General features: G+C 57.9%; 21 protein-coding genes. 14 read left to right on the forward strand and 7 right to left on the reverse strand.

The window, feature by feature from the left end; genetic code table 11:
- Window positions 1-337 precede the first annotated feature (337 nt).
- Window positions 338-1,756 carry a glutamine synthetase family protein gene (locus tag ACDO57_RS07020; RefSeq protein WP_024909135.1) on the reverse strand — a complete coding sequence of 473 codons (1,419 nt, stop codon included), beginning with the start codon at window positions 1,754-1,756 and terminating at the stop codon, window positions 338-340.
- A 214-nt stretch (window positions 1,757-1,970) separates the two neighbouring features.
- Here ACDO57_RS07020 and puuD point away from each other — a divergent pair, with 214 nt between their 5' ends.
- The 8 genes from puuD to ACDO57_RS07060 all read left to right on the forward strand — a co-directional run bounded on the left by puuD (window position 1,971) and on the right by ACDO57_RS07060 (window position 11,262).
- Window positions 1,971-2,735: a gamma-glutamyl-gamma-aminobutyrate hydrolase gene (gene puuD, locus ACDO57_RS07025; RefSeq protein ID WP_032651105.1), complete on the forward strand. Its 765-nt coding sequence runs from the start codon at window positions 1,971-1,973 to the stop codon at window positions 2,733-2,735.
- A 25-nt stretch (window positions 2,736-2,760) separates the two neighbouring features.
- Window positions 2,761-3,318 carry an HTH-type transcriptional regulator PuuR gene (gene puuR / locus ACDO57_RS07030; RefSeq protein ID WP_008502454.1) on the forward strand — a complete coding sequence of 186 codons (558 nt, stop codon included), beginning with the start codon at window positions 2,761-2,763 and terminating at the stop codon, window positions 3,316-3,318.
- 157 nt (window positions 3,319-3,475) lie between these two features.
- A complete protein-coding gene (gene puuC, locus ACDO57_RS07035) occupies window positions 3,476-4,969 on the forward strand; it encodes an aldehyde dehydrogenase PuuC (RefSeq protein WP_370883753.1) in 1,494 nt (497 codons plus the stop codon).
- On the forward strand, window positions 4,966-6,246 hold the full coding sequence (locus tag ACDO57_RS07040) for an FAD-binding oxidoreductase (RefSeq protein WP_061715372.1): 1,281 nt from the start codon (window positions 4,966-4,968) through the stop codon (window positions 6,244-6,246). The genes puuC and ACDO57_RS07040 overlap by 4 nt, the downstream gene beginning before the upstream one ends.
- 25 nt (window positions 6,247-6,271) lie before the next feature.
- Window positions 6,272-7,543, forward strand: a complete 1,272-nt coding sequence (puuE, locus tag ACDO57_RS07045; RefSeq protein ID WP_370883754.1) for a 4-aminobutyrate transaminase — start codon at window positions 6,272-6,274, stop codon at window positions 7,541-7,543.
- 150 nt (window positions 7,544-7,693) lie between these two features.
- A complete protein-coding gene (locus ACDO57_RS07050) occupies window positions 7,694-9,181 on the forward strand; it encodes a carboxypeptidase M32 (protein WP_370883755.1) in 1,488 nt (495 codons plus the stop codon).
- Between the two features lie 566 nt (window positions 9,182-9,747).
- Window positions 9,748-10,161 (forward strand): acid resistance repetitive basic protein Asr, encoded by a 414-nt coding sequence (asr, locus tag ACDO57_RS07055; protein WP_032651095.1) that lies wholly within the window; start codon window positions 9,748-9,750, stop codon window positions 10,159-10,161.
- A 279-nt stretch (window positions 10,162-10,440) separates the two neighbouring features.
- Window positions 10,441-11,262 carry a serine protease gene (locus ACDO57_RS07060; RefSeq protein ID WP_024909142.1) on the forward strand — a complete coding sequence of 274 codons (822 nt, stop codon included), beginning with the start codon at window positions 10,441-10,443 and terminating at the stop codon, window positions 11,260-11,262.
- A gap of 1 nt (window position 11,263) precedes the next feature.
- On the opposite strand, the gene ACDO57_RS07065 is transcribed toward ACDO57_RS07060, so the two are convergent.
- From ACDO57_RS07065 to mdtJ, 3 genes are all read right to left on the reverse strand, one after another.
- Window positions 11,264-13,426, reverse strand: a complete 2,163-nt coding sequence (locus ACDO57_RS07065) for an EAL domain-containing protein (RefSeq protein WP_370883756.1) — start codon at window positions 13,424-13,426, stop codon at window positions 11,264-11,266.
- An 83-nt stretch (window positions 13,427-13,509) separates the two neighbouring features.
- Complete coding sequence (gene mdtI / locus ACDO57_RS07070; protein WP_024909144.1) at window positions 13,510-13,839, reverse strand: multidrug/spermidine efflux SMR transporter subunit MdtI; 330 nt, start codon at window positions 13,837-13,839, stop codon at window positions 13,510-13,512.
- A complete protein-coding gene (mdtJ, locus tag ACDO57_RS07075; RefSeq protein ID WP_370883757.1) occupies window positions 13,826-14,188 on the reverse strand; it encodes a multidrug/spermidine efflux SMR transporter subunit MdtJ in 363 nt (120 codons plus the stop codon). Before mdtJ ends, mdtI begins: the two co-directional genes overlap by 14 nt.
- Before the next feature lie 421 nt (window positions 14,189-14,609).
- Between mdtJ and ACDO57_RS07080 the strand changes: the two genes are divergently transcribed.
- Window positions 14,610-15,644: an AI-2E family transporter gene (locus ACDO57_RS07080; RefSeq protein ID WP_024909146.1), complete on the forward strand. Its 1,035-nt coding sequence runs from the start codon at window positions 14,610-14,612 to the stop codon at window positions 15,642-15,644.
- 3 nt (window positions 15,645-15,647) lie between these two features.
- On the opposite strand, the gene ACDO57_RS07085 is transcribed toward ACDO57_RS07080, so the two are convergent.
- Together ACDO57_RS07085 and ACDO57_RS07090 are read right to left on the reverse strand one after the other, a co-directional pair.
- A complete protein-coding gene (locus ACDO57_RS07085; protein WP_370883758.1) occupies window positions 15,648-16,595 on the reverse strand; it encodes a zinc-dependent alcohol dehydrogenase family protein in 948 nt (315 codons plus the stop codon).
- Between the two features lie 25 nt (window positions 16,596-16,620).
- Window positions 16,621-17,646 (reverse strand): LLM class flavin-dependent oxidoreductase, encoded by a 1,026-nt coding sequence (locus ACDO57_RS07090; RefSeq protein ID WP_048991174.1) that lies wholly within the window; start codon window positions 17,644-17,646, stop codon window positions 16,621-16,623.
- 178 nt (window positions 17,647-17,824) lie between these two features.
- Here ACDO57_RS07090 and yajD point away from each other — a divergent pair, with 178 nt between their 5' ends.
- Window positions 17,825-18,172, forward strand: coding sequence for an HNH nuclease YajD (yajD, locus tag ACDO57_RS07095; RefSeq protein ID WP_003857471.1), 348 nt, complete (start codon window positions 17,825-17,827; stop codon window positions 18,170-18,172).
- 35 nt (window positions 18,173-18,207) lie between these two features.
- Here the strand turns inward: yajD and ACDO57_RS07100 are convergent, their stop codons facing one another.
- Window positions 18,208-18,993 carry a MipA/OmpV family protein gene (locus ACDO57_RS07100; RefSeq protein WP_061715379.1) on the reverse strand — a complete coding sequence of 262 codons (786 nt, stop codon included), beginning with the start codon at window positions 18,991-18,993 and terminating at the stop codon, window positions 18,208-18,210.
- Window positions 18,994-19,117: 124 nt separating this feature from the next.
- Here ACDO57_RS07100 and ACDO57_RS07105 point away from each other — a divergent pair, with 124 nt between their 5' ends.
- From ACDO57_RS07105 to ACDO57_RS07120, 4 genes are all read left to right on the forward strand, one after another.
- A complete protein-coding gene (locus ACDO57_RS07105) occupies window positions 19,118-19,813 on the forward strand; it encodes a response regulator (protein WP_048991176.1) in 696 nt (231 codons plus the stop codon).
- Window positions 19,810-21,006: a sensor histidine kinase gene (locus ACDO57_RS07110; RefSeq protein ID WP_370883759.1), complete on the forward strand. Its 1,197-nt coding sequence runs from the start codon at window positions 19,810-19,812 to the stop codon at window positions 21,004-21,006. The genes ACDO57_RS07105 and ACDO57_RS07110 overlap by 4 nt, the downstream gene beginning before the upstream one ends.
- A 78-nt stretch (window positions 21,007-21,084) precedes the next feature.
- Window positions 21,085-22,233: an efflux RND transporter periplasmic adaptor subunit gene (locus tag ACDO57_RS07115; RefSeq protein WP_048991178.1), complete on the forward strand. Its 1,149-nt coding sequence runs from the start codon at window positions 21,085-21,087 to the stop codon at window positions 22,231-22,233.
- Window positions 22,230-25,307 carry an efflux RND transporter permease subunit gene (locus ACDO57_RS07120; RefSeq protein WP_370883760.1) on the forward strand — a complete coding sequence of 1,026 codons (3,078 nt, stop codon included), beginning with the start codon at window positions 22,230-22,232 and terminating at the stop codon, window positions 25,305-25,307. The genes ACDO57_RS07115 and ACDO57_RS07120 overlap by 4 nt, the downstream gene beginning before the upstream one ends.
- Window positions 25,308-25,317: the final 10 nt, after the last annotated feature.

Below are 25,317 nucleotides of genomic sequence, written 5' to 3' on the forward strand. Positions count from 1 at the left end.
CTTACCGTGGTTTGCAATCGCGCTGTCCTTAACGCAAACCTGCTTAGCAAAGGGGGAAGTTGTAAAGAACACACGCGATCGTACCAGCGCACCGTCTCTTTCTCGCACTCACAGCAGGCGCCTGACTGGCCCCCTTCGCCCTGCGGATAGTTGAACATCTGCATCATTTCCTACCTCGTCACACAGTGTCGTTAAGAAAATCCCTGCCGCCTGCGCTCCATAACGCGACTCCCGGGAGATAGCTGGCGTGCCAGCGAACAGTCAGGCCAGGCTCCGCGCAGGCCGTTGGGTGATACGTATGCGATAAAACAAAGCGGCCCCTTACCGGGGCACGTTATCAGGCGTTTTTCAGCATCCACTCAATTTCAGTTTCGGTAATCAGGCGTTCAAACTGCAGCAATTCATCATTTTTGCAGGCGTGATAGACGTGGCAGAAGCGCTCGCCCAGCCGCTCGCGAAGATGATCGTTTTGCATAAATTCCCACAGCGCATCGCTCTGACGGATCGGGAACGGCAGTCCGTCCTGCTCCAGACCATTGCCTTCCACTTCTTCCTGCAGGGGTAAATCGTTATCCAGCCCATGTAGAATGCCGGCAAAAATCGCCGCCATCACCAGATACGGATTCGCGTCGGCTCCCGCCACCCGGTACTCAACCCGATGGTTATGGCGATCGCCGCAGGGGATACGCAGGGCAACGGTGCGATTATTGTGTCCCCATGACGCCTGCGTCGGCACGTACATTCCCGGCTGGAAACGGCGGTAGGAGTTGACGTTCGGTGCCAGCAGCGCCATGGACGCCGGCATCAGATCGATCATCCCGGCCAGCGCGCGTTTCAGCAGCGCGGAATCCTCGCCGCTGGCGTCTGCGAGCACGTTTTCGCCTCGGTTGTTTTGCATGCTGATGTGGATATGCATCCCGCTGCCCGCATGCTCTTCATACGGCTTTGCCATAAACGTGGCGTGCATCTTATGTTTTTCCGCCATCTGCCTGACGAGACGTTTTAGCGCCAGCGCATCGTCGCAGGCATCGAGCACGTTTTCCGTATGGTGCAGGTTAATCTCAAACTGGCCCGGGGAGGCCTCGGCCACTGCCCCGTCGGCGGGGATCAGCTGCAGCTGCGCCAGCTCGTCAATGTCATTCAGCACGTCAGCAAAGTGGTTCAGGTTATCAACCGAGTAGACCTGACTCTGCGTGTTACGCACGTCGGTGCCCGGCGCGCAGGGTGGCTGCAGATAGCCGTCGGCATCGCGTTTACGGTCAAGTAAATAGAACTCCAGCTCTACCGCTACCACGGGGAACAGACCGCGCTGGCGCAGCTGCTGCCAGAGTCGGTTGAGTACGTTCCGCGGCTCAACGTCAAAGGGAGCGCCATCTTCATCGACCATGGTGAGCTGCACCTGACCAATGTATTCCGGGTCGGCGGCGGACGGTGTCAGGGTGCCCGGTACCGGCACGCAGATACAGTCCGGCTCGCCGAGCTCCTGCCCCAGTCCCGCCTCTTCCACGACGTTACCCAAAATGTCCATGGCGAAAACCGATGCCGGGAAATAGCAGCCTTTTTCAAGTTTGCTCAGTCCGGCAACCGGGATGCGTTTGCCGCGAAAACAGCCGTTCAGGTCGGTCAGGAGGACGTCAATAAACTGGGTGTCAGGATACTTTTCTAAATAGCGCTTCACTTCCTGCGTAAAGGCGCTGCCCCGCCTCTCATCCGTGTGCTGCACAAAGTTCTCAACTTCTACGATATTGGTTTCCATGATTTACCACCGTTTTTGGGTTTTGCGTTCGCTGCTCAGGACTGTCAAATATAATGTCCACCCTATCGAATCTGTATGCAAACAAATTGTTTGTCAAATGTTAAATTAAGTTTGCAAAAGGCAGATCCCGTTGCTAGATTGAGAAAATATTGAACGAAAAGGCCGTTTCAGAGGTGAGAATGGCCTAAATTTAGTCCACTTTGTGAGGGCGATCATGGAAAATATAATGAACAAGCCAGTTATTGGCGTGGTGATGTGCAGAAACAGGCTTAAGGGTCATGAGACCCAAACCCTGCAAGAAAAGTACCTGAATGCCGTTATTAACGCAGGGGGCTTACCTATTGCCTTACCGCATGCGCTGGCAGAGCCAGAGCTAATGAACGCTCTGCTGCCAACCCTGGACGGGATTTACCTGCCGGGCAGCCCAAGTAACGTGCAGCCGCACCTTTATGGTGAAAACGGCGATGAGCCTAACGCCGATCCCGGGCGAGATCTTCTGAGTATGGCGCTGATTGCCGCCGCGCTCGAAAGGCGCATCCCCATTTTCGCCATCTGCCGGGGGCTGCAGGAACTGGTTGTTGCGACGGGAGGAACGCTGTATCGCCGCCTGTTCGAGCAGAACGACCTGCTTGAACACCGGGAGGATGCTGAACTGCCGGTTGAGCTACAATACGCCCCTTCTCATGAAGTTCAGGTTCAGGAAGGAGGACTGCTGTCTCAAATAATACCAGGCTGTAACAAATTTTGGGTAAACTCGTTACACGGGCAAGGCGCACGAACGTTAGGACCACGGCTCCGCGTGGAGGCCCGCTCGACGGACGGACTGGTCGAAGCGGTTAGCGTTCATGACCACCCTTTTGCCCTCGGCGTGCAATGGCACCCCGAATGGAACAGCAGCGAGTACGCCCTGTCACGCATGTTGTTTGAAGGTTTTATCACCGCCTGTCAAAGCCACGTTGCCGAGAAGCAACGGCTTTGACCACTATCGTAAAGGAAATGCAACTATGAGCGATGACGGACTGGCGCCAGGGAAACGTCTGTCAGAGATCCGCCAGCAGCTGGGTCTCTCGCAGCGGCGTGCCGCCGAACTGTCTGGGTTAACACACAGTGCCATCAGCACCATTGAGCAGGATAAAGTCAGTCCTGCCATCAGTACGCTACAAAAGCTGCTGAAAGTTTATGGGCTGTCGCTCTCGGAATTCTTTTCGGAACCGGAAAAACCTGATGAGCCGCAGGTGGTTATTAATCAGGAAGACCTTATCGAAATAGGCAGTCAGGGTGTTTCGATGAAGCTGGTTCATAACGGAAATCCGAACCGTACGCTGGCGATGATTTTTGAAACTTACCAGCCTGGAACCACGACCGGAGAGAGGATCAAACACCAGGGTGAGGAGATCGGTACGATACTGGAAGGTGAAATATTGTTGACCATTAATGGCCAGCAATATCACCTGGTTGCGGGGCAGAGCTATGCCATCAATACCGGCATACCGCACAGCTTCAGCAACACCTCGGCAGGCATCTGCCGCATTATCAGTGCCCACACCCCCACCACGTTCTAATTACCACTCGGTTCCGGCGTAAGCGCGCTTACGCCGGGAAATATAAAAACGATCGATGTCGGCATTCAACGGGTTAATTCCCGGGATGCCTCACGGCTTCGTATTGCCTGAAACGGCCATGCCTTTATTTATCTGATTGCGAAAGAAAGGAGTGAATATGCATTTTAAGCACCTGACTTACTGGCAGGATAAAGCAAAAAACAGCGCCATTGAGGCCCGGTTATTTATTAACGGTGCCTATTGTGACGCCGCCGATAATGCCACGTTTGACACCGTCAATCCCGCGACCCAGCAGACGCTGGCGAACGTGGCCCGGGGCAAGCAGGCGGACGTGGACCGCGCGGTTCAGGCCGCGCGTGAGGTATTTGAGCGCGGTGACTGGTCACAGGCGTCTCCGGCGCAGCGCAAGGCCGTGCTAAATAAGCTCGCCGATTTGATGGAACGCCATAGCGAAGAGCTGGCGTTACTGGAAACGCTGGACACCGGTAAACCCATCCGCCACAGCCTGCGCGACGATATTCCCGGCGCGGCTCGCGCTATTCGCTGGTACGCCGAAGCGGTGGATAAAGTCTACGGCGAAGTGGCGCCTACGGGTCCGGGCGAGCTGGCGATGATCGTGCGCGAGCCCATCGGGGTTGTTGCGGCCATCGTCCCCTGGAACTTCCCGCTGCTGCTGGCCTGCTGGAAGCTGGGCCCGGCGCTGATCGCGGGCAACAGCGTGGTACTGAAACCGTCGGAGAAATCGCCGCTCTCCGCCCTGCGGCTGGCCGGGCTGGCGAAAGAGGCGGGCCTGCCGGACGGCGTGCTGAATGTGATAAGCGGTTACGGCCATGAAGCGGGCCAGGCGCTGGCGCTGCATCCGGAGGTTGAGGTGCTGACGTTTACCGGCTCTACCCGTACCGGCAAGCAGCTGTTGAAGGACGCGGGTGAAAGCAACATGAAGCGCGTCTGGCTGGAGGCAGGCGGCAAGAGCGCCAACATTATCTTTGCCGACTGTCCGGACCTGGACAAGGCCGTGAGCGCGACCGCCGCCGGGATTTTTTATAACCAGGGACAAGTCTGTATCGCCGGTACCCGCCTGCTGCTCGAAGAGAGCATCGCCGATGAATTCCTGACCAAGCTGAAAGCGCAGGCCCGTCACTGGCAGCCAGGCGATCCGATCGACCCCGACAGCACGATGGGCATGCTCATCGACGCTGCGCACGCCGATACCGTCCACACGTTTATTCGCGAGGGAACCCGGAAAGGCTCGCTGCTACTGGACGGGCGGGAACAATCATGGCCTTCCGCAGTCGGTCCAACCATTTTTGTCGACCTCGAGTCCGACTCCCCGCTGTGCCGGGAAGAGATTTTCGGGCCGGTGCTGGTCGTTACCCGATTTAAAACCGAAGAGGAAGCCTTAACGCTGGCCAACGACAGTGAATACGGGCTTGGCGCGGCGGTATGGACCCGCGATCTCTCCCGCGCGCACCGCATGAGCCGGCGCCTGAAAGCAGGTTCGGTCTTCGTCAATAACTATAACGACGGCGATATGACCGTCCCCTTTGGCGGCTATAAGCAGAGCGGCAACGGTCGCGATAAGTCCCTGCACGCGCTGGAAAAATTTACCGAACTGAAAACCATCTGGATTGCCCTGGAGCCTCAATCATGACCGAACATACCACCAGCTACTACGCGGCCAGCGCGAACGCTTACGAACCTTTCCCGACGCTAAACGAGTCGATCAGCTGTGACGTGTGCGTGGTGGGCGGCGGCTATACCGGCCTCTCCTCCGCGCTGCATCTCGCCGAAATGGGCTACGACGTGGTGCTCCTTGAAGGGGCGCGCATCGGCTTCGGCGCCAGCGGACGCAACGGCGGCCAGCTGGTTAACTCCTACAGCCGCGATATCGACGTGATCGAGAAAAACTACGGGCCCGATGCCGCCAGAATGCTCGGGAGCATGATGTTTGAAGGCGGGGAAATCATTCGGGAGCGAATCCAGCGCTATCAGATCCAGTGCGACTATCGTCCCGGCGGGCTGTTTGTGGCGCTAAACCACAAGCAGCTGGAGACGCTGGAGGAGCAAAAAGCCAACTGGGAACGCTACGGCAACACGCAGCTGGAGCTGCTGGACGCCAGCGCCATCCGCCGGGAGGTCGACAGCGAACGCTATACCGGCGCGCTGCTGGACCGCAGCGGGGGGCATATTCACCCGCTGAACCTGGCGATCGGCGAAGCGGACGCCATTCGCCTGAACGGCGGGCGGGTGTATGAGCAGTCCCCGGTGACCGCCATTCAGCACACCAGCCCGGCCGTGGTGAGCACGCAGCATGGCCAGGTGACGGCCCGCTACGTGATCGTCGCCGGGAATGCCTATCTGGGCAATAAGATCGAACCGGAACTGGCAAAACGCAGCATGCCCTGCGGCACCCAGGTGGTGACCACCGCCCCGCTGCCTGAAGAGGTCGTCCGCACGCTGATCCCCAATAACTACTGCGTGGAAGATTGTAACTACCTGCTGGATTACTACCGTCTCACCGCCGACAACCGCCTGCTGTACGGTGGTGGCGTCGTCTATGGCGCGCGCGATCCGGACGATGTCGAGCGCCTGGTGATGCCAAAGCTGCTCAAGACCTTCCCTCAGCTGGCAGGCGTCAAAATCGACTACCGCTGGACGGGCAACTTCCTGCTGACCCTGTCGCGTATGCCGCAGTTTGGTCGTCTGGATAAAAACATCTATTACATGCAGGGCTACAGCGGCCACGGCGTGACCTGCACCCACCTGGCCGGACGGCTGATCTCGGAACTGTTGCGCGGTGACGCTGAGCGCTTTGATGCGTTTGCCAACCTTCCGCACTACCCCTTCCCGGGCGGCCGCAGCCTGCGGATTCCATTCACGGCGATGGGCGCGGCGTACTACAGCCTGCGCGATCGTCTTGGCGTATGATCGTTTCGACAAAAGGGTATCTGACATGAGTAACCAGGAATTTCATCAGCGCAGACTTTCTGCCACCCCGCGCGGCGTAGGCGTAATGTGTGATTTCTTTGCCCGCACGGCGGAGAATGCCACGCTTACCGACGTGGAAGGCAACGACTATATTGATTTCGCCGCCGGGATCGCGGTACTGAATACCGGCCATCGTCATCCTGAACTGGTGGCTGCCGTGGAAAAACAGCTTCACCAGTTCACCCACACGGCCTACCAGATTGTGCCGTATGAAAGCTACGTTTCATTGGCCGAAAAACTTAACGAGCTGGCCCCGGTGCAGAGCCCGGCCAAAACGGCGTTCTTCACAACGGGCGCGGAAGCGGTGGAAAATGCCATTAAAATCGCCCGGGCCCACACCGGCAGACCGGGTGTGATAGCCTTCGGGGGAGGCTTTCACGGCCGAACCTATATGACCATGGCGTTAACCGGCAAGGTCGCACCTTACAAGCTGGGATTTGGCCCCTTCCCGGGGTCGGTTTATCACGTGCCGTATCCCTCCGAGCTGCACGGCATCACGACGCAGGATGCCATCACGGCGATAGAACGCCTGTTCAAAGCAGATATTGAGGCGAAACAGGTGGCGGCGATTATTTTTGAACCCATCCAGGGTGAAGGCGGATTCAACGTCGCCCCGCCAGAACTGGTGGCCGCCATCCGCCGCATCTGTGATGAGCACGGGATTGTGATGATTGCCGACGAAGTGCAGAGCGGCTTCGCCCGTACGGGTAAGCTGTTTGCGATGGAACACTACGCGGACAAACCCGACCTGATGACGATGGCTAAAAGCCTGGCAGGCGGAATGCCGCTGTCCGGCGTGGTGGGTCGCGCCGACATCATGGACGCGCCGGCGCCCGGCGGCCTGGGGGGAACCTATGCCGGCAACCCGCTTGCGGTGGCCGCCGCGCACGCGGTGCTGAAGATTATCGACAACGAGTCGCTGTGCGCACGCGCCCGTCAGCTGGGCGATCGGCTGAAAGCCACGCTGGAGGAGATTCAGGGCACCTTCCCTGCACTCGTGGCGATAAGGGGAAGAGGATCGATGATCGCGGCGGAGTTTTTTGATCCCGAGAGCCGTGAACCTTCAGCCGCCATCGCGCAGGCGATCCAGCAAAAGGCGCTCGCTCAGGGCCTGCTGTTGTTGATCTGCGGCCAGTACGGCAACGTGATCCGCTTCCTTTATCCGCTGACCATTCCGGATGCCCAGTTCACCCAGGCGCTGGCGATCCTGCAACAGGTTATGCGTGATAAGGCCTGAGTGCCCACCGAAAACCGTCTCCCGGAATTCCGGCGACGGTTTCAACGGAGGAAATCGGCACAGATTTCCTCCGGGTGGGAAATGTTGGGGAATTTGGTCCGTTTCATTGTATGCTCCCTGAAACACATCCCTGGCATGAGGAAATAAGAATTGCAAAAAACATCAGCCTATCAGTCACTTGTGAAAACCTTCCAGCGTCTCTCCCGCTTCTCGCACCTCTCCTCCATCGCCAGCTGGGACATGTTCACCATGATGCCGCCAGGCGGCAGCGCCGCGCGCGGCGAGGCGCTGGCGGAGATGAGCGTCCTGCAGCACCAGATCCTGACCGATAAAAAAGTCGGCGACCTGTTAGCGGCAGCGGCAGGAGAAGATCTGAATGACGTCGAGCAGGCCAACCTGCGCGAAATGACGCGCCACTACCAGCAGGCTACCCTGCTGCCCGAATCGCTGGTGGAAGCCAAATCGCTGGCGGGCAGTAAATGTGAACACGCCTGGCGTACCCAGCGTCCCGCCAACGACTGGAAAGGCTTTTCCGCCAACCTGAAAGAGGTAGTCAAACTCAGCCGCGAAGAGGCTCGCCTGCGGGCGGAAGCCAAAGGCTGTACGCCTTACGACGCGCTGCTGGATATTTTTGAACCCGACATGACCAGCGCGCGTCTGGACATTCTGTTCGGCGATATGAAGTCCTGGCTACCGGACCTGCTGGCAAACGTGGTGGAAAAACAGGCTCAGCGCTCGTTCGTTCCCCCTCAGGGCCCCTTCCCGACGGCAACACAGCGTGAGCTGGGCCTGGAAGCCATGAAGATGCTTGGCTTCGATTTTAACGGCGGCCGCCTGGACGTGAGTGCGCACCCGTTCTGCGGCGGCGTCCCGGAAGACGTGCGTATCACCACGCGCTATGACGAAGATGAACTGCTCAGCGCGCTGTTTGGGGTGATCCACGAAACCGGACATGCCCGCTACGAACAAAACCTGCCGCGCGCGTGGGCAGGACAGCCAATTGCTCTGGCGCGTTCAACCGCGATCCATGAATCACAGAGCCTGTTCTTTGAAATGCAGCTGGGACGCAGTGAGGCCTTCCTCAAACATCTCCTCCCTGCGGTGCACGCCCGTTTTGGCAGCCAGGCGGCGTTCAGCGAAGAGAACTTTATTGCCTGGAACCAGCGCGTGAAGCCGGGCTATATCCGCGTCGATGCGGACGAAGTGAGCTATCCGGCACACGTGGTGCTGCGCTATGAGATTGAACGTGCGCTGATCAACGGCGAGATCGAGGTGGACGATATTCCCGCCCTGTGGGATGAGAAAATGCAGGCCTGGCTCGGGTTATCCACCAAAGACAACTACCGCAACGGCTGTATGCAGGATATCCACTGGACCGACGGCGGTTTTGGCTACTTCCCGTCGTATACGCTGGGAGCTATGTACGCCGCCCAGCTGTTCCATGCCGCGAAAACGGCGCTTCCGGGTCTGCAGGCATCGATCGCTGAAGGTGATTTTTCGGCGCTGTTTGACTGGCTGCGCCAGAACATCTGGCAGCACGGTAGCCGCTTCAGCACGTCGCAATTAATCACCCAGGCGACGGGCGAGGATCTGAATATCCGTTACTTCCGCGAACATCTGACCTCGCGCTATTTGTAATCTGTTTGGCCGGGGGTGAGGGACCTCCAGTAAATTTTTTAAGCAGAAGCGATACACATTTTCGAAGCGTAATGATTGCCCCGCAGCGATGCCCTGGTCCGGCTGTAAATCGCTGAGGCGTTTGCCTTCCGGCCGGGGCGAGGCGCATGGATGCGCCGAGAGGGCGGGCTTTACAGGGACGTTACCTCCGCCCGTCCCCGATAAGCCGGAAGGAATAAGCCGAAGGTACCGCGCAGCGGCGATTTACCGCCGGGAGCCCGGGTTGCCAGGGCGGCGGCGATTGAGCCGCCATGGCACGTTCACAGGTTATGCCCCTACAGAGTAGCAAGGAACATAAAGTGAACGGAATGACCACCAGAGCCGTATGTTCCCCCTCACCCCAGCCCTCTCCCTCAAGGGAGAGGGGGTCGTCTGTGCAGGCATTATTTTATAGGGAACACCGGCAATGTACATATGGTTACACGCCGATACCAATCACTCACGGAAACCTCGAATTTACAGGGATATAGTTATTTCAACGGCCCCGCAGTGGGGTTAAATGAAAAACCAAATTCGAGGGTATGAGAATGAATAAAGTATTAGCTCTGGTTGTTGCCGCTGCTATGGGTCTGTCTTCTGCTGCATTTGCTGCTGACACTACCGCAACTGCTGCACCGGCTGCCGCACCTGCTGCAACCACCACCGCTGCCCCAGCAAAAGCGGTTCACCATAAGAAACATCACAAAGCTGCAGCGAAAAAAGAAGCCGCTGCACCTGCAACCGCAGCACCAACCGAGCAGAAAGCTCAGGCTGCCAAAAAGCACCACCACAAAAAAGCCGCTAAACCGGCTGTAGAGCAGAAAGCACAGGCTGCTAAAAAACACCACCACAAAAAAGCCGCTAAACCGGCTGTAGAGCAGAAAGCTCAGGCTGCTAAAAAGCATCACAAAAAAGCAGTAAAACACGAAGCTGCTAAACCAGCTGCACAGCCAGCTGCGTAAGAGTACAAGCTAAACCGTGCCCTTCGGGGCACGTTGGTAAACCGGCGCCGAACCGGAACAGGTTCCGCGCCGTTTTTTTTATCCGGAGGGCGTATGCTGCGACGCTATCGGTTTGAGCTGATTCTGATCCTGCTTATTTTATGCGCGCTCATCGCCAGCCATTTTTATCTTTCCTGATTGTAGCACGCTGATTTTACTCCCACTTTAGCGCTGTCCCGTCTATAGTATTTTCATAGGGTTCACTTTTAATAATCATAATTACCCCCACCAGAGTGTGATATGCGTAAATCTGTTGTGTTGTTACTGGGAACGTTTGGTCTTTTTTCTGGATTTTCACATGCGGATGATGGCGGTGATGACACCATTAGCGCGAAAGAGCTAAAGACGCTTTTTTTCGGTCATGACGATCGCACGCGCGTCGCCGATCCCACTCAGGCCCCCTGGGATGCTATAGGTCAACTGGAAACCGCCAGCGGTAACTTATGTACTGCGACGTTGATCACCCCGCAGCTTGCCCTGACGGCAGGCCACTGTCTGTTAACCCCACCAAACGGCAAGCCGGATAAAGCGGTTGCCCTGCGGTTTGTGTCGCAAAAAGGGACCTGGCGCTATGAAATCCACGGCATTGAAGGTCGGGTTGATCCCTCTCTTGGCAAACGCCTGAAACCGGATGGTGACGGCTGGATCGTGCCGCCGGGGGCTGCCTCATGGGACTTTGGCCTGATCGTTTTACGCTACCCGCCTTCAGGCATTACGCCGCTGCCGTTATTTGAGGGCGACAAAGCCGCACTCACCGCCGCGCTGAAAGCCGCCGACCGGAAGGTGACGCAATCGGGCTATCCTGTCGATCATCTGGATACGCTTTATACGCATACCGACTGTATTGTGACGGGCTGGGCGCAAACCAGCGTGCTCTCCCATCAGTGCGATACGTTACCGGGCGATAGCGGCTCACCGCTGATGTTGAAAACGGAAAACGGCTGGCAGCTGATCGGTGTGCAGAGCTCTGCCCCGGCGGCGAAAGATCGCTGGCGCGCCGATAACCGGGCCTTGTCCGTGACCGGTTTTCGCGACAAGCTGGAAGCGCTGGCGCAGCAGTAAATCAGCAGCGTCTGACCTTACGTAACGCTCTGATTGACTCAATCGGCATCGGCTGGCTGAACCAAAAACCCTGCAGTTGATCGCAGCCAGCCAGCCGCAGCAGTTTCATTTGCTTCTCGGTTTCCACCCCTTCTGCCACCACCGCCATGCCCAGCGCATTGGCGATCCGCACCGTGCCGCTCACCAGCGCGGCCGCCTGTTCATCGTGGTCCACCAGCCCGGCCAGGGATTTATCGATCTTGATGGTGTCGAAGTTAAAACGCCGCAAATAGCCAATGCTGGAATAACCGGTACCAAAATCATCCAGCGCCACCGCGGTGCCCAACGCTTTAAGATTGGCTATCGCCATGCGGGCACGCTCCGGATTTTCCAGCACGTAGGACTCCGTGACCTCAAGCTGCAGTCGGTGGGCCGGAAAACGGGTGGTCTCCAGCACGCTGGCCACTTTTTCTTCAAAGGCGGGATCGCGAAATTGCGCGGGGGAGATATTTACGGAGAGCTTTAAGTCGCCGTACGGCTGCAGATCCTGGCAGGCCCGCTGCAACACAAACTGGCCCAGCTTGTAAATCAGACCGCTGGTCTCCGCGATGGTGATAAAAATATCCGGCCCAAGCGGCCCGTCCGGACGACGCGGCCAGCGGACCAGCGCCTCGACACTGCTCATTGTCTGGCTGTGGGCGTCAATAATCGGCTGATACCAGACATCAAACTCATCGCGTTCCAGGCCGTCACGAATCTGATTTTCAATCGCCAGCTTGCGTTCCCGGACGCTGTTCAGCTCCGCATCATAGTGGGTAATACGCCCTTTCCCGCTCATTTTAGCGTGATACATGGCAATATCGGCGCGGCGAAACAGTTCTGAGCTGTTGCATTCAGTCAGGGTTCCGCTGGCGATACCGATACTGGCCCCGATATGGATGGTGCGTTCCCCCAGTTGAACCGGGGTGGTGAGAAAATCCAGCACCGAAACGGCAAAGGCGGTAGCCTGCGCCTCTGCATCATCACCGCCGATGGTCATGGCAAATTCATCCCCGCCCATCCGCGCCAGCATCCCACCCGGCGGCACGCGTTCACTCAGCGTTTTCGCAATCGCCACGATGAGATCGTCCCCCACGCTGTGGCCGTAGATATCATTCACATCCTTAAAACCATCGAGATCGATAAACACCACACTTTTGACGTCGGTATCACCGCGTAAACGCACCCGATCCAGCGCCTCGATGAGCGCACGCCGGTTAGGCAAGTGGCTTAGCCAGTCCGTTCTGGCAACCAGACGCGCCTGGCTTTCCCCTCGCGCAAGCTTGTACAGCCCCACGCTGCTCACCAGAATAAAGAGCAGGATCAGGGCCGACGCCAGCACCACAATCTGCCTGATATCAGAAGATGCCGCCTGGGCGGCCTGCGCCCCCGGAAGCCGCGCCTGCCAGTTAAGATAGCCCAGCAGCTCCCCAGCCGAACTGCGCAGCGGCATACTCAGCTCGTTAATTTTTTCCGGCGTAAAGTGAAGGTTATCGATCTGAAAGGTCGCTCCCAGGTCGGATAAGATTCTGGCGTTCAGATGACGGGTGATCACCAGATAGCGGCGTGTTCCGTCGGTAACCTGTAATCTTCCGACCATCGGGCGAATCAATCCAATGCCCACAAAAGCGACGCCGCTGCGTGTTTTGCTGATCCCGGCATAGATATTTTTATCGCTTGATAAGTCGCGCGCGTGCTGAGTAATAAGGGCTTTCAGCCCCTTACCGAAAAAATCGAGATTCGTCTCCTGAAAGGGCTGACTTTTAAACGATCCCCAGATGACATTGAAATGCTCATCCAGCACGAAGGTCCCGTCATAGAGGTTATTGATTTTAAAGCCAGCACCCCAGGTGTTATACAACCAGTCCGTATCGAGCGTGGGACGGTAGGCCTCCTGCACCGCATCGTCCCAGACGGCGTTATCCAGCACCAGCGAGGAGACGCGATTAACCGAGGTCTGAATAGCCCCCTGCACGGAAAGCGCCGTACGGTGTTCATCAATTTCGTTGGTTTTGGTGCTGATAAGATGCAGGGAAAGATAGAGCAGTGCGACGATGGAGATGATTAAGCCGATCCCCGCCATGAAGACCATGGCAAACAACGTTCTCGCATTGGGAATATTGCGCCAGCTTAATGTGCGATACATCAGCCATCCTCTTCATGTTTTGCTTTTCTAAGCGTAATACAGGCAGCGAATTTCGCTGCCTGTAAATCATGGTTTGAGGTCTGTCAGGCGAGTTTTATCATGATCATGCCGGCAAGCAGCAAGATCAGCCCCATCCAGCCCTTGTTATTTAAACGCTGGCCGAAGAGCACCCAGCCTGCGGCCAGCGTGGCGGCGATACCAAAACCACCCCACAGCGCATAGGCCACCGAAAGATCGATCCCTTTTACCGCCTGGGACAGGGCGCTGAACGCCCCGAGAACCGCGGCAATCGACATCAGGCCGTAGAGTTTACGGCGAAAACCATCGGAGAATTTCAGCAGAACGTTCGCCAGGATTTCCAGCACAATGGCGAGCCCCAGCCAGGCCGCATGAACCCATTCAAACTGTTGCATGGTTCTGCTCCTTCTGCTGTTTGCCAGGTTTTCGGGTACCGGATTTAATCAGCACAATACCCGCAACCAGCGTCGTTAACCCGGCGACCTTCATTGGTGTTAATGTTTCGTCAAATATCAGCACGCTGAACAGCGTAATCAACAAAATACCGATCCCTTCCCACAGTGCATACGCGACGCCCAGCGCAATTTTTTTCACCGCAAACGAGAGGAAAATATAAGAAAGCGAAATCATCACCAGCATCAAAATAAAACCGGTGTTGCCATCGCTGATGCTTGCCCACTTCATAGACAGCGTGCCGGTAATTTCAGCGATAATTGCCAGCGTTAATAGGATCCAGTAAAACATGTTTTTCTCCTGCTTGAGAATATAATCCATCGTGGCCCGCTGCGTGCAGCAAACCAAAAAATACGAATTGAAATCAGACAGCTAAGCGCTTAGCGCCAGCTCAGGCAGAAGAGATGACTATAGTGCGGTGCGCCAGTGTTGCTCACCAGAAAGCAGGCAGAAGGAGGTGGAGTATACAGCGATATTGTTTGAAGAGTACGTCCTGAACATATTGTCCATAAAATTACAATTATCCGCGTTGTTGCTTCTCGTCTTTGCGGATGAAAATTGTCCTCGGTAGTTAAACACACCAAATTTGTACCATAAGCCAGGGTTTTACTCAAAGTCTTTGCAATTCTTTACCCATCCCGTTTGATTTTGGTTAGTTTATTGCAATGCCTTTCACCTTTATTATAAATAAAAAGATTTTTCCGGAGTCACCATGGCTAAACCCATCATTACCCTGAACGGGTTAAAAATTGTCATCATGCTGGGCATGCTGGTGATCATATTGACAGGCGTTCGTTTTGCCGCCGACATTATTGTGCCTTTTATTCTGTCCCTGTTTGTTGCAGTGATCCTTAATCCACTGGTACAGCGCATGACGCGGCTACGCATTCCGCGCGTGCTGGCCATCACGCTGCTTATCAGCATCATTATTGTGGCGATGGTCTTGCTGGTGGCGTATCTGGGGACCTCGCTAAACGAACTGGCGCGAACGCTGCCAAAATACCGCTCTTCGCTGGCGATACCGCTGCTGCAGCTTGAACCCTGGCTGCAGCGCGCGGGTATCGAAGTCTCGGTTGAGGAACTCCTGAAATATATCGACCCCAATGCGGCCATGACGATCGTCACCAGCCTGCTGGCACAGCTTTCCAATGCCATGACATCCATTTTCCTGCTGTTTTTAACGGTGGTGTTCATGCTGCTGGAGGTACCGCAGCTGCCGGCAAAACTGCAGCAGATGATGGTCCGTCCGGTTGAAGGGATGGGGGCGATTCAACGCGCGCTGGACAGCGTCTCCCGCTATCTGGTGCTGAAAACCGCCATTAGTCTGGTCACGGGCGGTGTTGTCTGGGTGATGCTTCTGGCGCTGGACGTTCGCTTTGCGTTTGTCTGGGGGTTGCTGGCGTTTGCGCTTAACTACATTCCCAACATCGGCTCCGTGCTGGCGGCGATCCCCCCTATCCTTCAGGTGCTGGTTTTCAGCGGCCTTTATGACGCGCTGATCCTGCTGGCCGGATACCTGGTCATCAATCTGGTGTTCGGTAATATTCTTGAGCCACGCATGATGGGGCGAGGGCTGGGACTTTCCACGCTGGTGGTCTTTTTGTCCCTGATATTCTGGGGCTGGCTGCTCGGGCCCGTTGGGATGCTGCTCTCCGTTCCGCTGACCATCATCGTCAAGATTGGTCTTGAGCAGACGGCGGGCGGGCAAAGTATCGCCGTGCTGCTGAGCGATATGAGCCATCAATAGCGGTCAGTCCGCCATCGACAGGAGGGGCTTGCGGGTCCTTCCATCTTCGCGATACGTACCGATCGCTCTCTGCCATTCCGCCAGTGGATACACCGTGACGTCGCTGTACCCACTGTTGGGCAAATTAAGCCAGATGCGGTCAAACTCGGCGCGCCACGCCTCAGCGCTGAGCGCATCCAGACCGTTTCGGATATGGAACCACGCCACGCGCGGCACGGGCCGCTGCTGTCTGAAGGTTTGCCCGGAGAGCAGGCCGTAGCAAACAAACATGCCCTGCTCGGGCATCACGCTGAGGATCGCTTCCGCAAGCGGCCCGCCGGTGGCATCGTAGACGATATCGCTGCGGGCGGCGACGGTGCCAATTCTGTTTGCGTCATGCTGCGCGACGGGAATGATGCCCATCGCCTCCAGCCGTTCAGCATGCACGGCAGAACGGTGAATGCCGTACACCGCTTCCGCCCCCGCCTGACGCGCCCACTGCCCCAGCAGGATGGCGCAATCCGACCCGGCAGCCGTGAGCAGCACCCGCTTTCCACGAGGCGGGTAGCGGGTCAGCATCATCTGCGCCGCCAGCGGGTTGATATAGGCCCGCGCGGCCAGATGTGCGTCGACGGTGTCCGGAACGGGTATCGCATACTCTGCCGGGCAATCAACATAGCGCTGCCAGGTGCCCTGACCGCGCAGCGGCAGGACGCGCTTGCCCACCAGATGCTTAAACGAGGCGGGCGCCTCGGTGACAACGCCGACACCTTCATACCCCGCTACCGCCGGTAACGGGGTTCTGTGGCGGTAGGCGCCGGTAATGGGAATGAGATCGGACGCGTTCACCGGAGAATACAGCATTCGCACGCGGAGATGACCCGGCGCAAGCGCCCCCAGCGGCGCGGTTTCAGGTTGCAGAACGGTTTCTGGCTCGCCAAAACGGCGATACCAGAGGGCCAGGTTTTCCATTACGATCTCACGGCTGCTAGCGGAACTACTCGCGCCAGCCCATTGCCGGTGCGACATGTTTGAGAATAGACTCAATCACGTGCGCATTATAATCCACACCCAGTTGGTTCGGTACGGTCAGTAAAAGCGTGTCCGCCTCGGCAATCGCCTCGTCCTTTTTCAGCTGTTCAACCAGCTTGTCCGGCTCCGCGGCATAGCTGCGCCCGAAGATGGCGCGCGTTTTCTCATCAAGATACCCCACGCTATCGCTGTCGTTGCGGCTGGCACCGAAATACATCCGGTCGCGGTCGTCCATCAGCGCAAAAATACTGCGGCTGACCGACACCCGCGGCTCGCGCGTATGCCCTGCCTCTTTCCAGGCCTGACGGTAAGCCCGAATCTGTTTTGCCTGCTGAATATGGAACGGCTCACCGGTTTCATCGTCCTTCAGGGTTGAGCTTTGCAGGTTCATTCCCAGCGTTGCCGCCCATACGGCCGTCGCATTTGAACCGGCGCCCCACCAGATACGCTCGCGCAGCCCTTCAGAATACGGCTCCAGGCGCAGCAGCCCCGGCGGATTCGGGAACATTGGCTGCGGGTTCGGTTTGGCAAACCCTTCCCCGCGCAGCACCTCAAGCAGCACCTCGGTATGACGACGCGCCATATCCGACTCGTTTTCCCCTTCCTGCGGGACATAGCCGAAATGACGCCAGCCATCGATGACCTGCTCCGGCGAGCCACGGCTGATGCCAAGCTGCAGGCGACCGCCGGAAATCAGATCCGCCGCGCCCGCATCTTCGGCCATGTACATCGGATTTTCATAGCGCATATCGATCACGCCGGTACCGATTTCGATGGTCTTCGTTTTTGCGCCAATGGCGGCCAGCAGAGGGAACGGCGAGCTAAGCTGTCGGGCAAAGTGGTGCACGCGGAAATACGCGCCGTCTGCCCCCAGCTCTTCAGCCGCCACGGCTAAATCGATGGACTGCAGCAGCGTGTCTGCCGCCGAGCGCGTGCCGGACTGCGGTGAAGGCGTCCAGTGACCAAAGGATAAAAACCCGATCTTTTTCATAACCATGTGTCCTGATAATGCGTTGCGTTCTGTCCACTTTACGCATTACCCGGTAAGAATAAATGCCGTTTATTTAACGGAATGATTCAAATAAATTGACAGAATTGAGCGGGGCGTCATTACGCGCCATAATGGGATATAATATCCCCCACTTTTTTCATGGCAGGTAAAACCGGCAATGGCTCTGATCCCTAAAAACTACGCGCGGCTGGAAAGCGGTTATCGCGAAAAAGCATTAAAAATCTATCCATGGGTGTGTGGACGCTGCTCGCGCGAGTTTGTCTATTCCAATCTGCGTGAACTCACGGTTCACCATATCGATCACGACCATACCAATAACCCGGAAGATGGCAGCAACTGGGAGCTGTTGTGCCTGTTTTGCCACGATCACGAGCATTCGAAATACACCGAAGCGGATCAGTACGGCACCACCGTGGTCGCAGGGGAAGACGCGCAAAAAGACGTGGGCGTCGCCACGTTTAACCCGTTTGCCGATTTAAAAGCGATGATGGATAAGAAGAAGTAATCCTCTTCCCCTCGCTCACATCGTGCTCTGCGAATTTAAAATGTCCAGGTGATAGCGGCGGTTGCAGACCCCTCGTTGCGCCGCATCACGATCGGGCTGTTATTCGCACGATCGCTAAGCCAGGTATAGTCCGCGCTCAGGACCGTCCCCCAGTGAGCATCGAACTGATGGCTCCAGGTCAGGCTGGTATCGACGCCATAAAATCCACCCGGCGCTGAATAGCGGCGATATCCAGTGCGGCGACTCTGCTGCTCGCTGACCCCATACCACGTATTCAGATAACGGCTGTCGCCAAACAGGGCCGCAGACTGCAAGGCGACCGTGTCCTGGTTATTTTGTAAAGGGATTAGCGTCACGGAGGCCTGATAGCTTACCCCCTGGCTGTCCGTTAACGGCAGCGTCGCTTTGCCTTCCATACTCAGCCATGGCTCGGTCTGCCAGCCTACGGCAAGGCCGGTATTCAGGGTGGCATCAATGTCCCCCATCCCTTTCAGATTGTTTGCCCCCTCACGCCAGCCAGAATTTTTCTCAGCCCTTCCAAAGTCGTAGCCCAGCGTGTGTTCGAAATACCAACCGCTGTCATTTTGCAGGTCATATCCCACCCCTTTTTGCGCATCAATAAAGAAAGCGCCTTTACGACCCTGCAGCACCGGAACCACCTGCCACACCTGCTTGTCTGAGCCTGAGTAACGCGGGGCATACTGCCCTCCCAGCCCGACGGTTAAGGAATCGGACGCGGTGCCATCATCCGCCTGCACGCCAGACGTCACGACCATCAGAAGCGGGACGGACATATACAGGACTTTTTTTATCGCTATCATACTGCTCTCCATACAGACGCTGGCGTCTCCTGATTCAGGGGCGACCACACAATGTTGGCGCAGTATGATTTGGCTGAATCAATGAATCGTCGGGATAGTGTTAAGAAATGGTCAAGGTGAACGGATGTTGTCCAGAAGAGTGCTGATTATTGAAGATGACGCCGATGCGGCTGGCGTGCTCGAAGCCTATTTACGGCGTGAAAATTACGACGTGACCATTACCGGGGACGGTCTTTCCGGCCTGGATATGGCGCAGCGGTGGAAGCCCGACCTCATTCTGCTGGACGTAATGCTGCCGGGGCTTAACGGCACCGAGGTGCTGGCGGGCCTGCGTCGTAAAAGCGATGTGCCGGTGATTATGGTTACGGCCATGGGGGATACTCCCGATCGCATTGGCGCCCTGCGTTACGGTGCCGATGATTACGTTGTGAAGCCTTATCATCCGGGCGAAGTGGTGGCGCGGGTGCAGGCGGTGCTGCGGCGCAGCAGTAAAAAAGAGACAGACGAAGCGATCCTTCGCTGGCAAACGCTGGAGGTGGATGTCGCCGCCATTGTGGCGAGCGTGGATAACGGCGACGACGCCCCCGTGATGCTCGATCTTACGCCAACGGAATTCTCGCTTCTGGCAACGCTGCTGCGTTCTCCTGCGCACCCGTTCTCCCGCCAGTATTTACTGGAACACTGCTTGCCGGAAAGCGAGGCGCTGGAGCGCGTGGTGGACACCCATATTTATAACCTGCGTAAAAAACTCGAAGCGGCGGGTATTTCCGGCGTGCTGATCAACGTTCGCGGCGTGGGTTACAGGTTCAGACAGCCATGATAAAAAACCGACACGCCTCTCTGTGGCGCTGGATTTGCGCACGCATTTTAGCGCTGGCCATCGGCAGCGTGATCGTCATTGCCACCTGCATGTGGTTGCGCTATGCGGTACAAAACTACTGGATCATGGGCAAGATGCCGCCAGCGGTCCGGCAGGAGTTTCTTACGCTCAGCCAGAACCCGCAGGCCAATCCGGCCCGCTTCCACACGATTGTGGACACATGGTGGGGCCTGAGCTATTCCACGCCGTCTATCGCCTCAGCCGACTGGGTCACGGTAGCCCTGCTGGTGCTGGTAATGATCCCGTTTATTGTGGTAATGGGGCTAAAACACGCCCGCCCGCTGGCGCTACAGTTCAGCCGACTTCGCGATGCGGCAAAGGATGTCGCCGAAGGTCAGTTTGGCCGTCAGGCAGAGCTGATCAAAGATGCACCGGCAGAAATGGTCAGCTTTGCGACCGACTTTAACTCTATGACGGGACAACTTGCCCGCTATGAGAAAGAGCTCCGCGCCTCGCACGTCGCGATGGCGCATGAGCTGCGCTCGCCCCTGACGGCCGCCATCGGGCGTCTGCAGGGCATGTTAGACGGCGTGTTTGATGCCAGCCCGGCGCAGCTGGGCATGGTGATGAAACAGCTCCAGCACCTCAACCGCCTCACCGATGAACTCCACCTTCTCTCTTTGGCAGACGCGGGTAACCTTGTGCTGGAGGACCAGCCGTTCTGTCTGGATGAGCTGATTCAGGAGCGGGCTGCCTGGATCATGCCCCAGGCGGATGCGCATCATTTCAGGATAACGCTGCGTAACCCGCACACCAGCCCCTTCCGGGGCGATGCGTTCCGTATGGGGCAGGTCGTTACCATCCTCATGGAAAATGCGCTACGTTACGGACGCGAAGGCGGTCACCTTGAGGTGGCACTGCATTACGCCAGCGGGCATTACATCCTCGAATTCACCGATGACGGGCCGGGCGTGTCGCCCCAGTTCTTACCGGAAATGTTTAAACGCTTTAGCCGCGAGGAGCAGTCCCGCGCGCGGCATTCCGGCGGCAGCGGCCTTGGTTTGTCCATCGCCCGGGCGATTTGCCAGGCGCATGGGAGTGAGATTAGCGCGTCATTACCGGAAACCGGCGGCCTCGCGGTGCGCATTTTGTTGCCCTGGCATCCCTCCGATAATGAAAATCGCCACTCTTGATAAAGCCTTGACAGAACATCGAATCTTTCTCGACGTAGCGCGCATTTAATAACGCCATTCCCTTTATGGAGCGGCGTTATGTCAGACGAATTTTTTCTCTCCCTCCGCCACTGCCTGCATCATTTGTACGGCGTGGCGCGCACCCTTTCCTGGCTGCATTTTCTTCCCCTGGCCCTGCTTGCGCTGGCGATTTTTCCGCTGACCGGCTGCGGTGATAAACACGAAAATAAGCCCAACCCTGTGCGAACGGTACGCTACGTCGTCGTTGGCACCACTCAAACCCTTCCCGCGCTGGAAAGAACCGGTGAGATCCATGCCCACGATGAAACGACCCTGAGCTTTCGTACCGGGGGCCGGATGCTGACGCGTAGCGTCGATATTGGTGACAGGGTCACCGCCGGACAGCTGCTGGCCACGCTTGACAATACGACCGGGCAAAACCAGCTCGACGGCGCTGAGGCCGATTATGAAGGCGCCAAAGCCTCAGCGCAGGTCGCCGCGCTTAACGTCAGTCGCATGCAAAAGCTCATGCCAACGGGTGCGATAGCCCGCACGCAGCTCGACAGCGCCCGTGCGGACTGGCTTGTCGCCCGCGCGCGCTTAAAAAGCAGCGAGGCCGCGTGGCGAAATGCCCGCGAAAGCCTCGGCTGGACGCGCCTGAACGCGCCACAAGCGGGCGTCATTACGGCCGTGAACGCCTCTGCGGGACAGGTTGTCAGCGACGGTCAGTCCGTGCTGACGCTGGCAACCGGGGAAGTCCGCGACGTGGTGTTTGATATTGCCGCGCCCGATACGATCCCGCCTCTGGATAAGGCGGTTTTGCAGGTTTCCCTGCTCAGCGCACCGTCGGTACAGGCGTCTGCCCTACTGCGGGATATCACCCCGCAGGCCGATCCTCAGACCCGCACCTGGCGCGCCAGGGCCACCCTGCAAAACCCGCCGGCGGCCATGGCGCTGGGTGCCAGCGTTACCGTCACGTTGCCATCGTCAGCCCCGCACGGGTACACCCTTCCCGCGTCCGCGCTGACCCGAGCCGGCGACAAACCGGCGGTTTTTGTGATTACCCCGCAGTCGCGGGCGCAACTACGCGTGGTGGTGCCCGCCAGCTATACGGCCACCTCTGTCATGATTGCCTCCGGCCTTGAGCCCGGCGACAGGGTGATTACAGCGGGCGTGAGCACATTACGATCCGGCGAGCCGGTGATTGCCGAAGAGGTTCAGCCATGAACACAGGATCGGAAACCAAATTTAACCTCTCCGCCTGGGCGTTGAAGAACCAGCAGATGGTCAGCTTTTTCATGCTGCTGGTGATTGCGATGGGCGTGTTCTGCTATGAAAAGCTGCCGCGTAACGAAGATCCGGCATTCACCATTAAAACGGCCGTCGTCTCCGCGCAGTGGCCGGGAGCATCCGTGGCGAATACCACCCGACTGCTGACCGATACGCTTGAAAAAAAGCTGCAGGAAACGCCCTGGCTGGACTATCTCGAAAGTGAAACCCGGGCCGGACGCACCGTTATCCACGTCAACCTCCGTGACGATACGCCCCCGCAAAGCGTGCCGGGCATCTGGTATCAGGTTCGCAAAAAAATGCAGGACATCGCGCCGTCCCTGCCTGAAGGGGTGCAGGGGCCTGCCGTGGACGACGAGTTTGACGACACGTTCGGCACAATTTACGCCTTTATTCCCGATGGTTTCACCCTGCGAGAGGTGCGGGATCGCGCAGAGACAATACGGCGCGAGCTCATGTCTCTGCCGGATATGGGAAAAACTACCCTGCTGGGCGAACAGCAGGAGCAGTGGGTTCTCGCCTTTTCTCCGGCGCGCCTGGCCGGTATGGGGCTGGATATTCAGGCGGTCGCCGACGCCCTCCGGGCGCAAAACGCCGTTGTCCCGGCAGGAACGATGCGTACCGGGCAGGAGAACATGGCGATAAAGGTCAGCGGGGCGCTCACGACCGAAGAGAGTTTACGCGCCGTCACGCTGCACGTTAACAATCGCTATATCCCGCTAACCGACATTGCCACCGTCACCCGGGAAATCGCCGAGCCACCGGCCCCGGCCTACCGGGTGAACGGCAAACCGGCTATCGGGCTGGCGGTCTCGATGGCGCCAACGGGCAATATGCTGCGTTTCGGTGCTGCGCTGAACGCAAAAATGGCGACCCTCAGCGCCGGGCTGCCGCACGGTATTGAGATGGTGAAAGTCGCCGATCAGTCAGCGGTGGTGAGTGATGCGGTAAGCGGGTTTATCCGGGTGCTTATCGAAGCCGTTGTTATCGTGCTGGCGGTCTCATTTGTCTCGCTGGGTTTACGGGCCGGACTGGTGGTGGCGACGGCCATCCCGCTGGTGCTCGCCATGACGTTTGCCGGCATGATGCTCGCAGGCATCGGCCTTCAGCGTATCTCGCTCGGGGCGCTGATCATTGCCCTGGGCCTGCTGGTGGATGACGCCATGATCGCCGTCGAAACGATGGTCTCCGGGCTGGAAGCCGGGGATTCCCGTCGGCATGCGGCCACCCATGCATTCAAAACGACGGCCTTCCCGATGCTCACCGGTACCCTGGTGATGATTGCCGGCTTTATTCCCGTTGGTTTTGCGGCCTCCAGCGCCGGTGAATACTGCTTTTCCCTGTTTGCGGTGGTGCTCATCGCCCTGCTCTGTTCCTGGGCCGTCGCGATCCTGTTTTCGCCGCTGACGGGCACGTGGCTGTTGCCGGAAAAAGTCAGACATCACGCGGCGGGTCCCGGAAAGATCGCGCGCGGGTACGGACGGCTTTTACGCCTGGCACTGCGTCACCGGGTCGCTACCGTGCTGCTCGCCCTTTCCGCGCTGGGGCTGTCCGTGTACGGCACGACGTTTATGCAGGGCGAGTTTTTCCCCGCCTCGGACCGGCCCGAGTTGCTGGTCAGCCTGACGCTTCCGGCCAACGCGTCGCAGCCGGAAACGTTAAGAGAGGTGGAAAAGCTTGAAAAAGCGCTGGCCGACAACAGCAATATCGATCGCTTTTCGACGTACGTTGGCTCGGGCGCCATCCGTTTTTACCTGCCGATGGACGTGCTGCTGGAAAATGAAAATATCGCCCAGATGGTTGTGGTGGCTAAGAACCTTGAGGCGCGGGATCGTCTGCATGCGCAGTTGAACAGGTTCCTGGCGACACAATTTAGCGACATCATCACGCGCGTGTCGCCCCTTGAACTGGGGCCCCCCGTCGGCTGGCCTATCAAATACCGGGTGAGCGGGCCTGATTATCTGCAGGTCCGGGCGTTTGCGAACCGTCTCACGGACGCGATTGGGCAGTCCCCGTTCTCTCGCGACGTTAACCAGACGGCCGGAGAGCCGGAGAGGGTCATCACCCTTGAGGTGAATCAGACGGCGGCCAGGGCGGCGGGAATATCGTCAGAAAGCCTCGCCCGCACGCTGAACACCGTCTGGTCCGGCAGCGTTGTCACGTCCATCAGGGATAACGACCGCCTTGTCGACGTGGTGCTCCGGGCCACGGACGATGAACGTCACAGCACCGCCACCCTCTCCTTGCTCACGATTCAGGGGAATGACGGTAAAAAAATTCCGCTCAGCGCCGTCGCGACGCCGGTCTGGGGCGTGGACGATCCGGTTATCTGGCGTCGCCAGCGCGTGCCCTTTATCACTGTGCAAACGGATCTTGCCCCGGGGCTGAAGGCTGAAGCGGTATCCGCGGCGCTGCGTCCGGCGGTGGATAAACTGCGCGCGAACCTGCCGGCAGGTTACAGCATTGAAGAAGGCGGCGCGGTTGCCGAATCGGATAAGGGGAACAGCTCCGTCTTTACCGTTCTTCCGGTAACGCTGGTCATCATGCTGTTGCTGCTGATGCTTCAGCTGCGGCGATATTCCCGGATGCTGCTGGCCCTCCTGATGGCCCCGTTTGGTTTACCGGGGATCGTGCTGGCTATGCTGCCCGGCGGAACGCCGATGGGGTTTGTCGCGCTGCTGGGCGTCATCGCCCTGGCGGGGATGATCGTGCGGAACGCGGTGATATTGATTAGCGAGGTTGACAGCAATCTTGCTCAGGGGATGACAAACGATGCCGCGATTATGGCGGCTGCGGAACACCGGGCCAGACCCATCTGTCTGACCGCCTGTGCCGCCATTCTGGGCATGATCCCCATTTCTCACCAGGTCTTCTGGGGTCCAATGGCCTATGCCATCATCGGCGGGCTGCTGGTTGCGACGCTGGTGACGCTGACCGTGTTACCCGCGTCGTTTAGCCTGCTGTTACAGTGGGGCACTCAGAGCAAAGCCACAGAAGATGAACTGCGCTGAGGCTCCACCG

The organism is Enterobacter cloacae complex sp. 2015409, from assembly GCF_041365315.1.
In the GTDB taxonomy this organism is placed as follows: domain Bacteria; phylum Pseudomonadota; class Gammaproteobacteria; order Enterobacterales; family Enterobacteriaceae; genus Enterobacter; species Enterobacter pseudoroggenkampii.

Bases quoted from the DNA above. Each gene is read 5' to 3' on its own strand.
- ACDO57_RS07020 (WP_024909135.1), bottom strand. From the start codon at position 1,756: ATGGAAACCAATATCGTAGAAGTTGAGAACTTTGTGCAGCACACGGAT.
- puuD (WP_032651105.1), top strand. From the start codon at position 1,971: ATGGAAAATATAATGAACAAGCCAGTTATTGGCGTGGTGATGTGCAGA.
- puuR (WP_008502454.1), top strand. From the start codon at position 2,761: ATGAGCGATGACGGACTGGCGCCAGGGAAACGTCTGTCAGAGATCCGC.
- puuC (WP_370883753.1), top strand. From the start codon at position 3,476: ATGCATTTTAAGCACCTGACTTACTGGCAGGATAAAGCAAAAAACAGC.
- ACDO57_RS07040 (WP_061715372.1), top strand. From the start codon at position 4,966: ATGACCGAACATACCACCAGCTACTACGCGGCCAGCGCGAACGCTTAC.
- puuE (WP_370883754.1), top strand. From the start codon at position 6,272: ATGAGTAACCAGGAATTTCATCAGCGCAGACTTTCTGCCACCCCGCGC.
- asr (WP_032651095.1), top strand. From the start codon at position 9,748: ATGAATAAAGTATTAGCTCTGGTTGTTGCCGCTGCTATGGGTCTGTCT.
- ACDO57_RS07060 (WP_024909142.1), top strand. From the start codon at position 10,441: ATGCGTAAATCTGTTGTGTTGTTACTGGGAACGTTTGGTCTTTTTTCT.
- ACDO57_RS07065 (WP_370883756.1), bottom strand. From the start codon at position 13,426: ATGTATCGCACATTAAGCTGGCGCAATATTCCCAATGCGAGAACGTTG.
- mdtI (WP_024909144.1), bottom strand. From the start codon at position 13,839: ATGCAACAGTTTGAATGGGTTCATGCGGCCTGGCTGGGGCTCGCCATT.
- mdtJ (WP_370883757.1), bottom strand. From the start codon at position 14,188: ATGTTTTACTGGATCCTATTAACGCTGGCAATTATCGCTGAAATTACC.
- ACDO57_RS07080 (WP_024909146.1), top strand. From the start codon at position 14,610: ATGGCTAAACCCATCATTACCCTGAACGGGTTAAAAATTGTCATCATG.
- ACDO57_RS07085 (WP_370883758.1), bottom strand. From the start codon at position 16,595: ATGGAAAACCTGGCCCTCTGGTATCGCCGTTTTGGCGAGCCAGAAACC.
- ACDO57_RS07090 (WP_048991174.1), bottom strand. From the start codon at position 17,646: ATGAAAAAGATCGGGTTTTTATCCTTTGGTCACTGGACGCCTTCACCG.
- yajD (WP_003857471.1), top strand. From the start codon at position 17,825: ATGGCTCTGATCCCTAAAAACTACGCGCGGCTGGAAAGCGGTTATCGC.
- ACDO57_RS07100 (WP_061715379.1), bottom strand. From the start codon at position 18,993: ATGATAGCGATAAAAAAAGTCCTGTATATGTCCGTCCCGCTTCTGATG.
- ACDO57_RS07105 (WP_048991176.1), top strand. From the start codon at position 19,118: ATGTTGTCCAGAAGAGTGCTGATTATTGAAGATGACGCCGATGCGGCT.
- ACDO57_RS07110 (WP_370883759.1), top strand. From the start codon at position 19,810: ATGATAAAAAACCGACACGCCTCTCTGTGGCGCTGGATTTGCGCACGC.
- ACDO57_RS07115 (WP_048991178.1), top strand. From the start codon at position 21,085: ATGTCAGACGAATTTTTTCTCTCCCTCCGCCACTGCCTGCATCATTTG.
- ACDO57_RS07120 (WP_370883760.1), top strand. From the start codon at position 22,230: ATGAACACAGGATCGGAAACCAAATTTAACCTCTCCGCCTGGGCGTTG.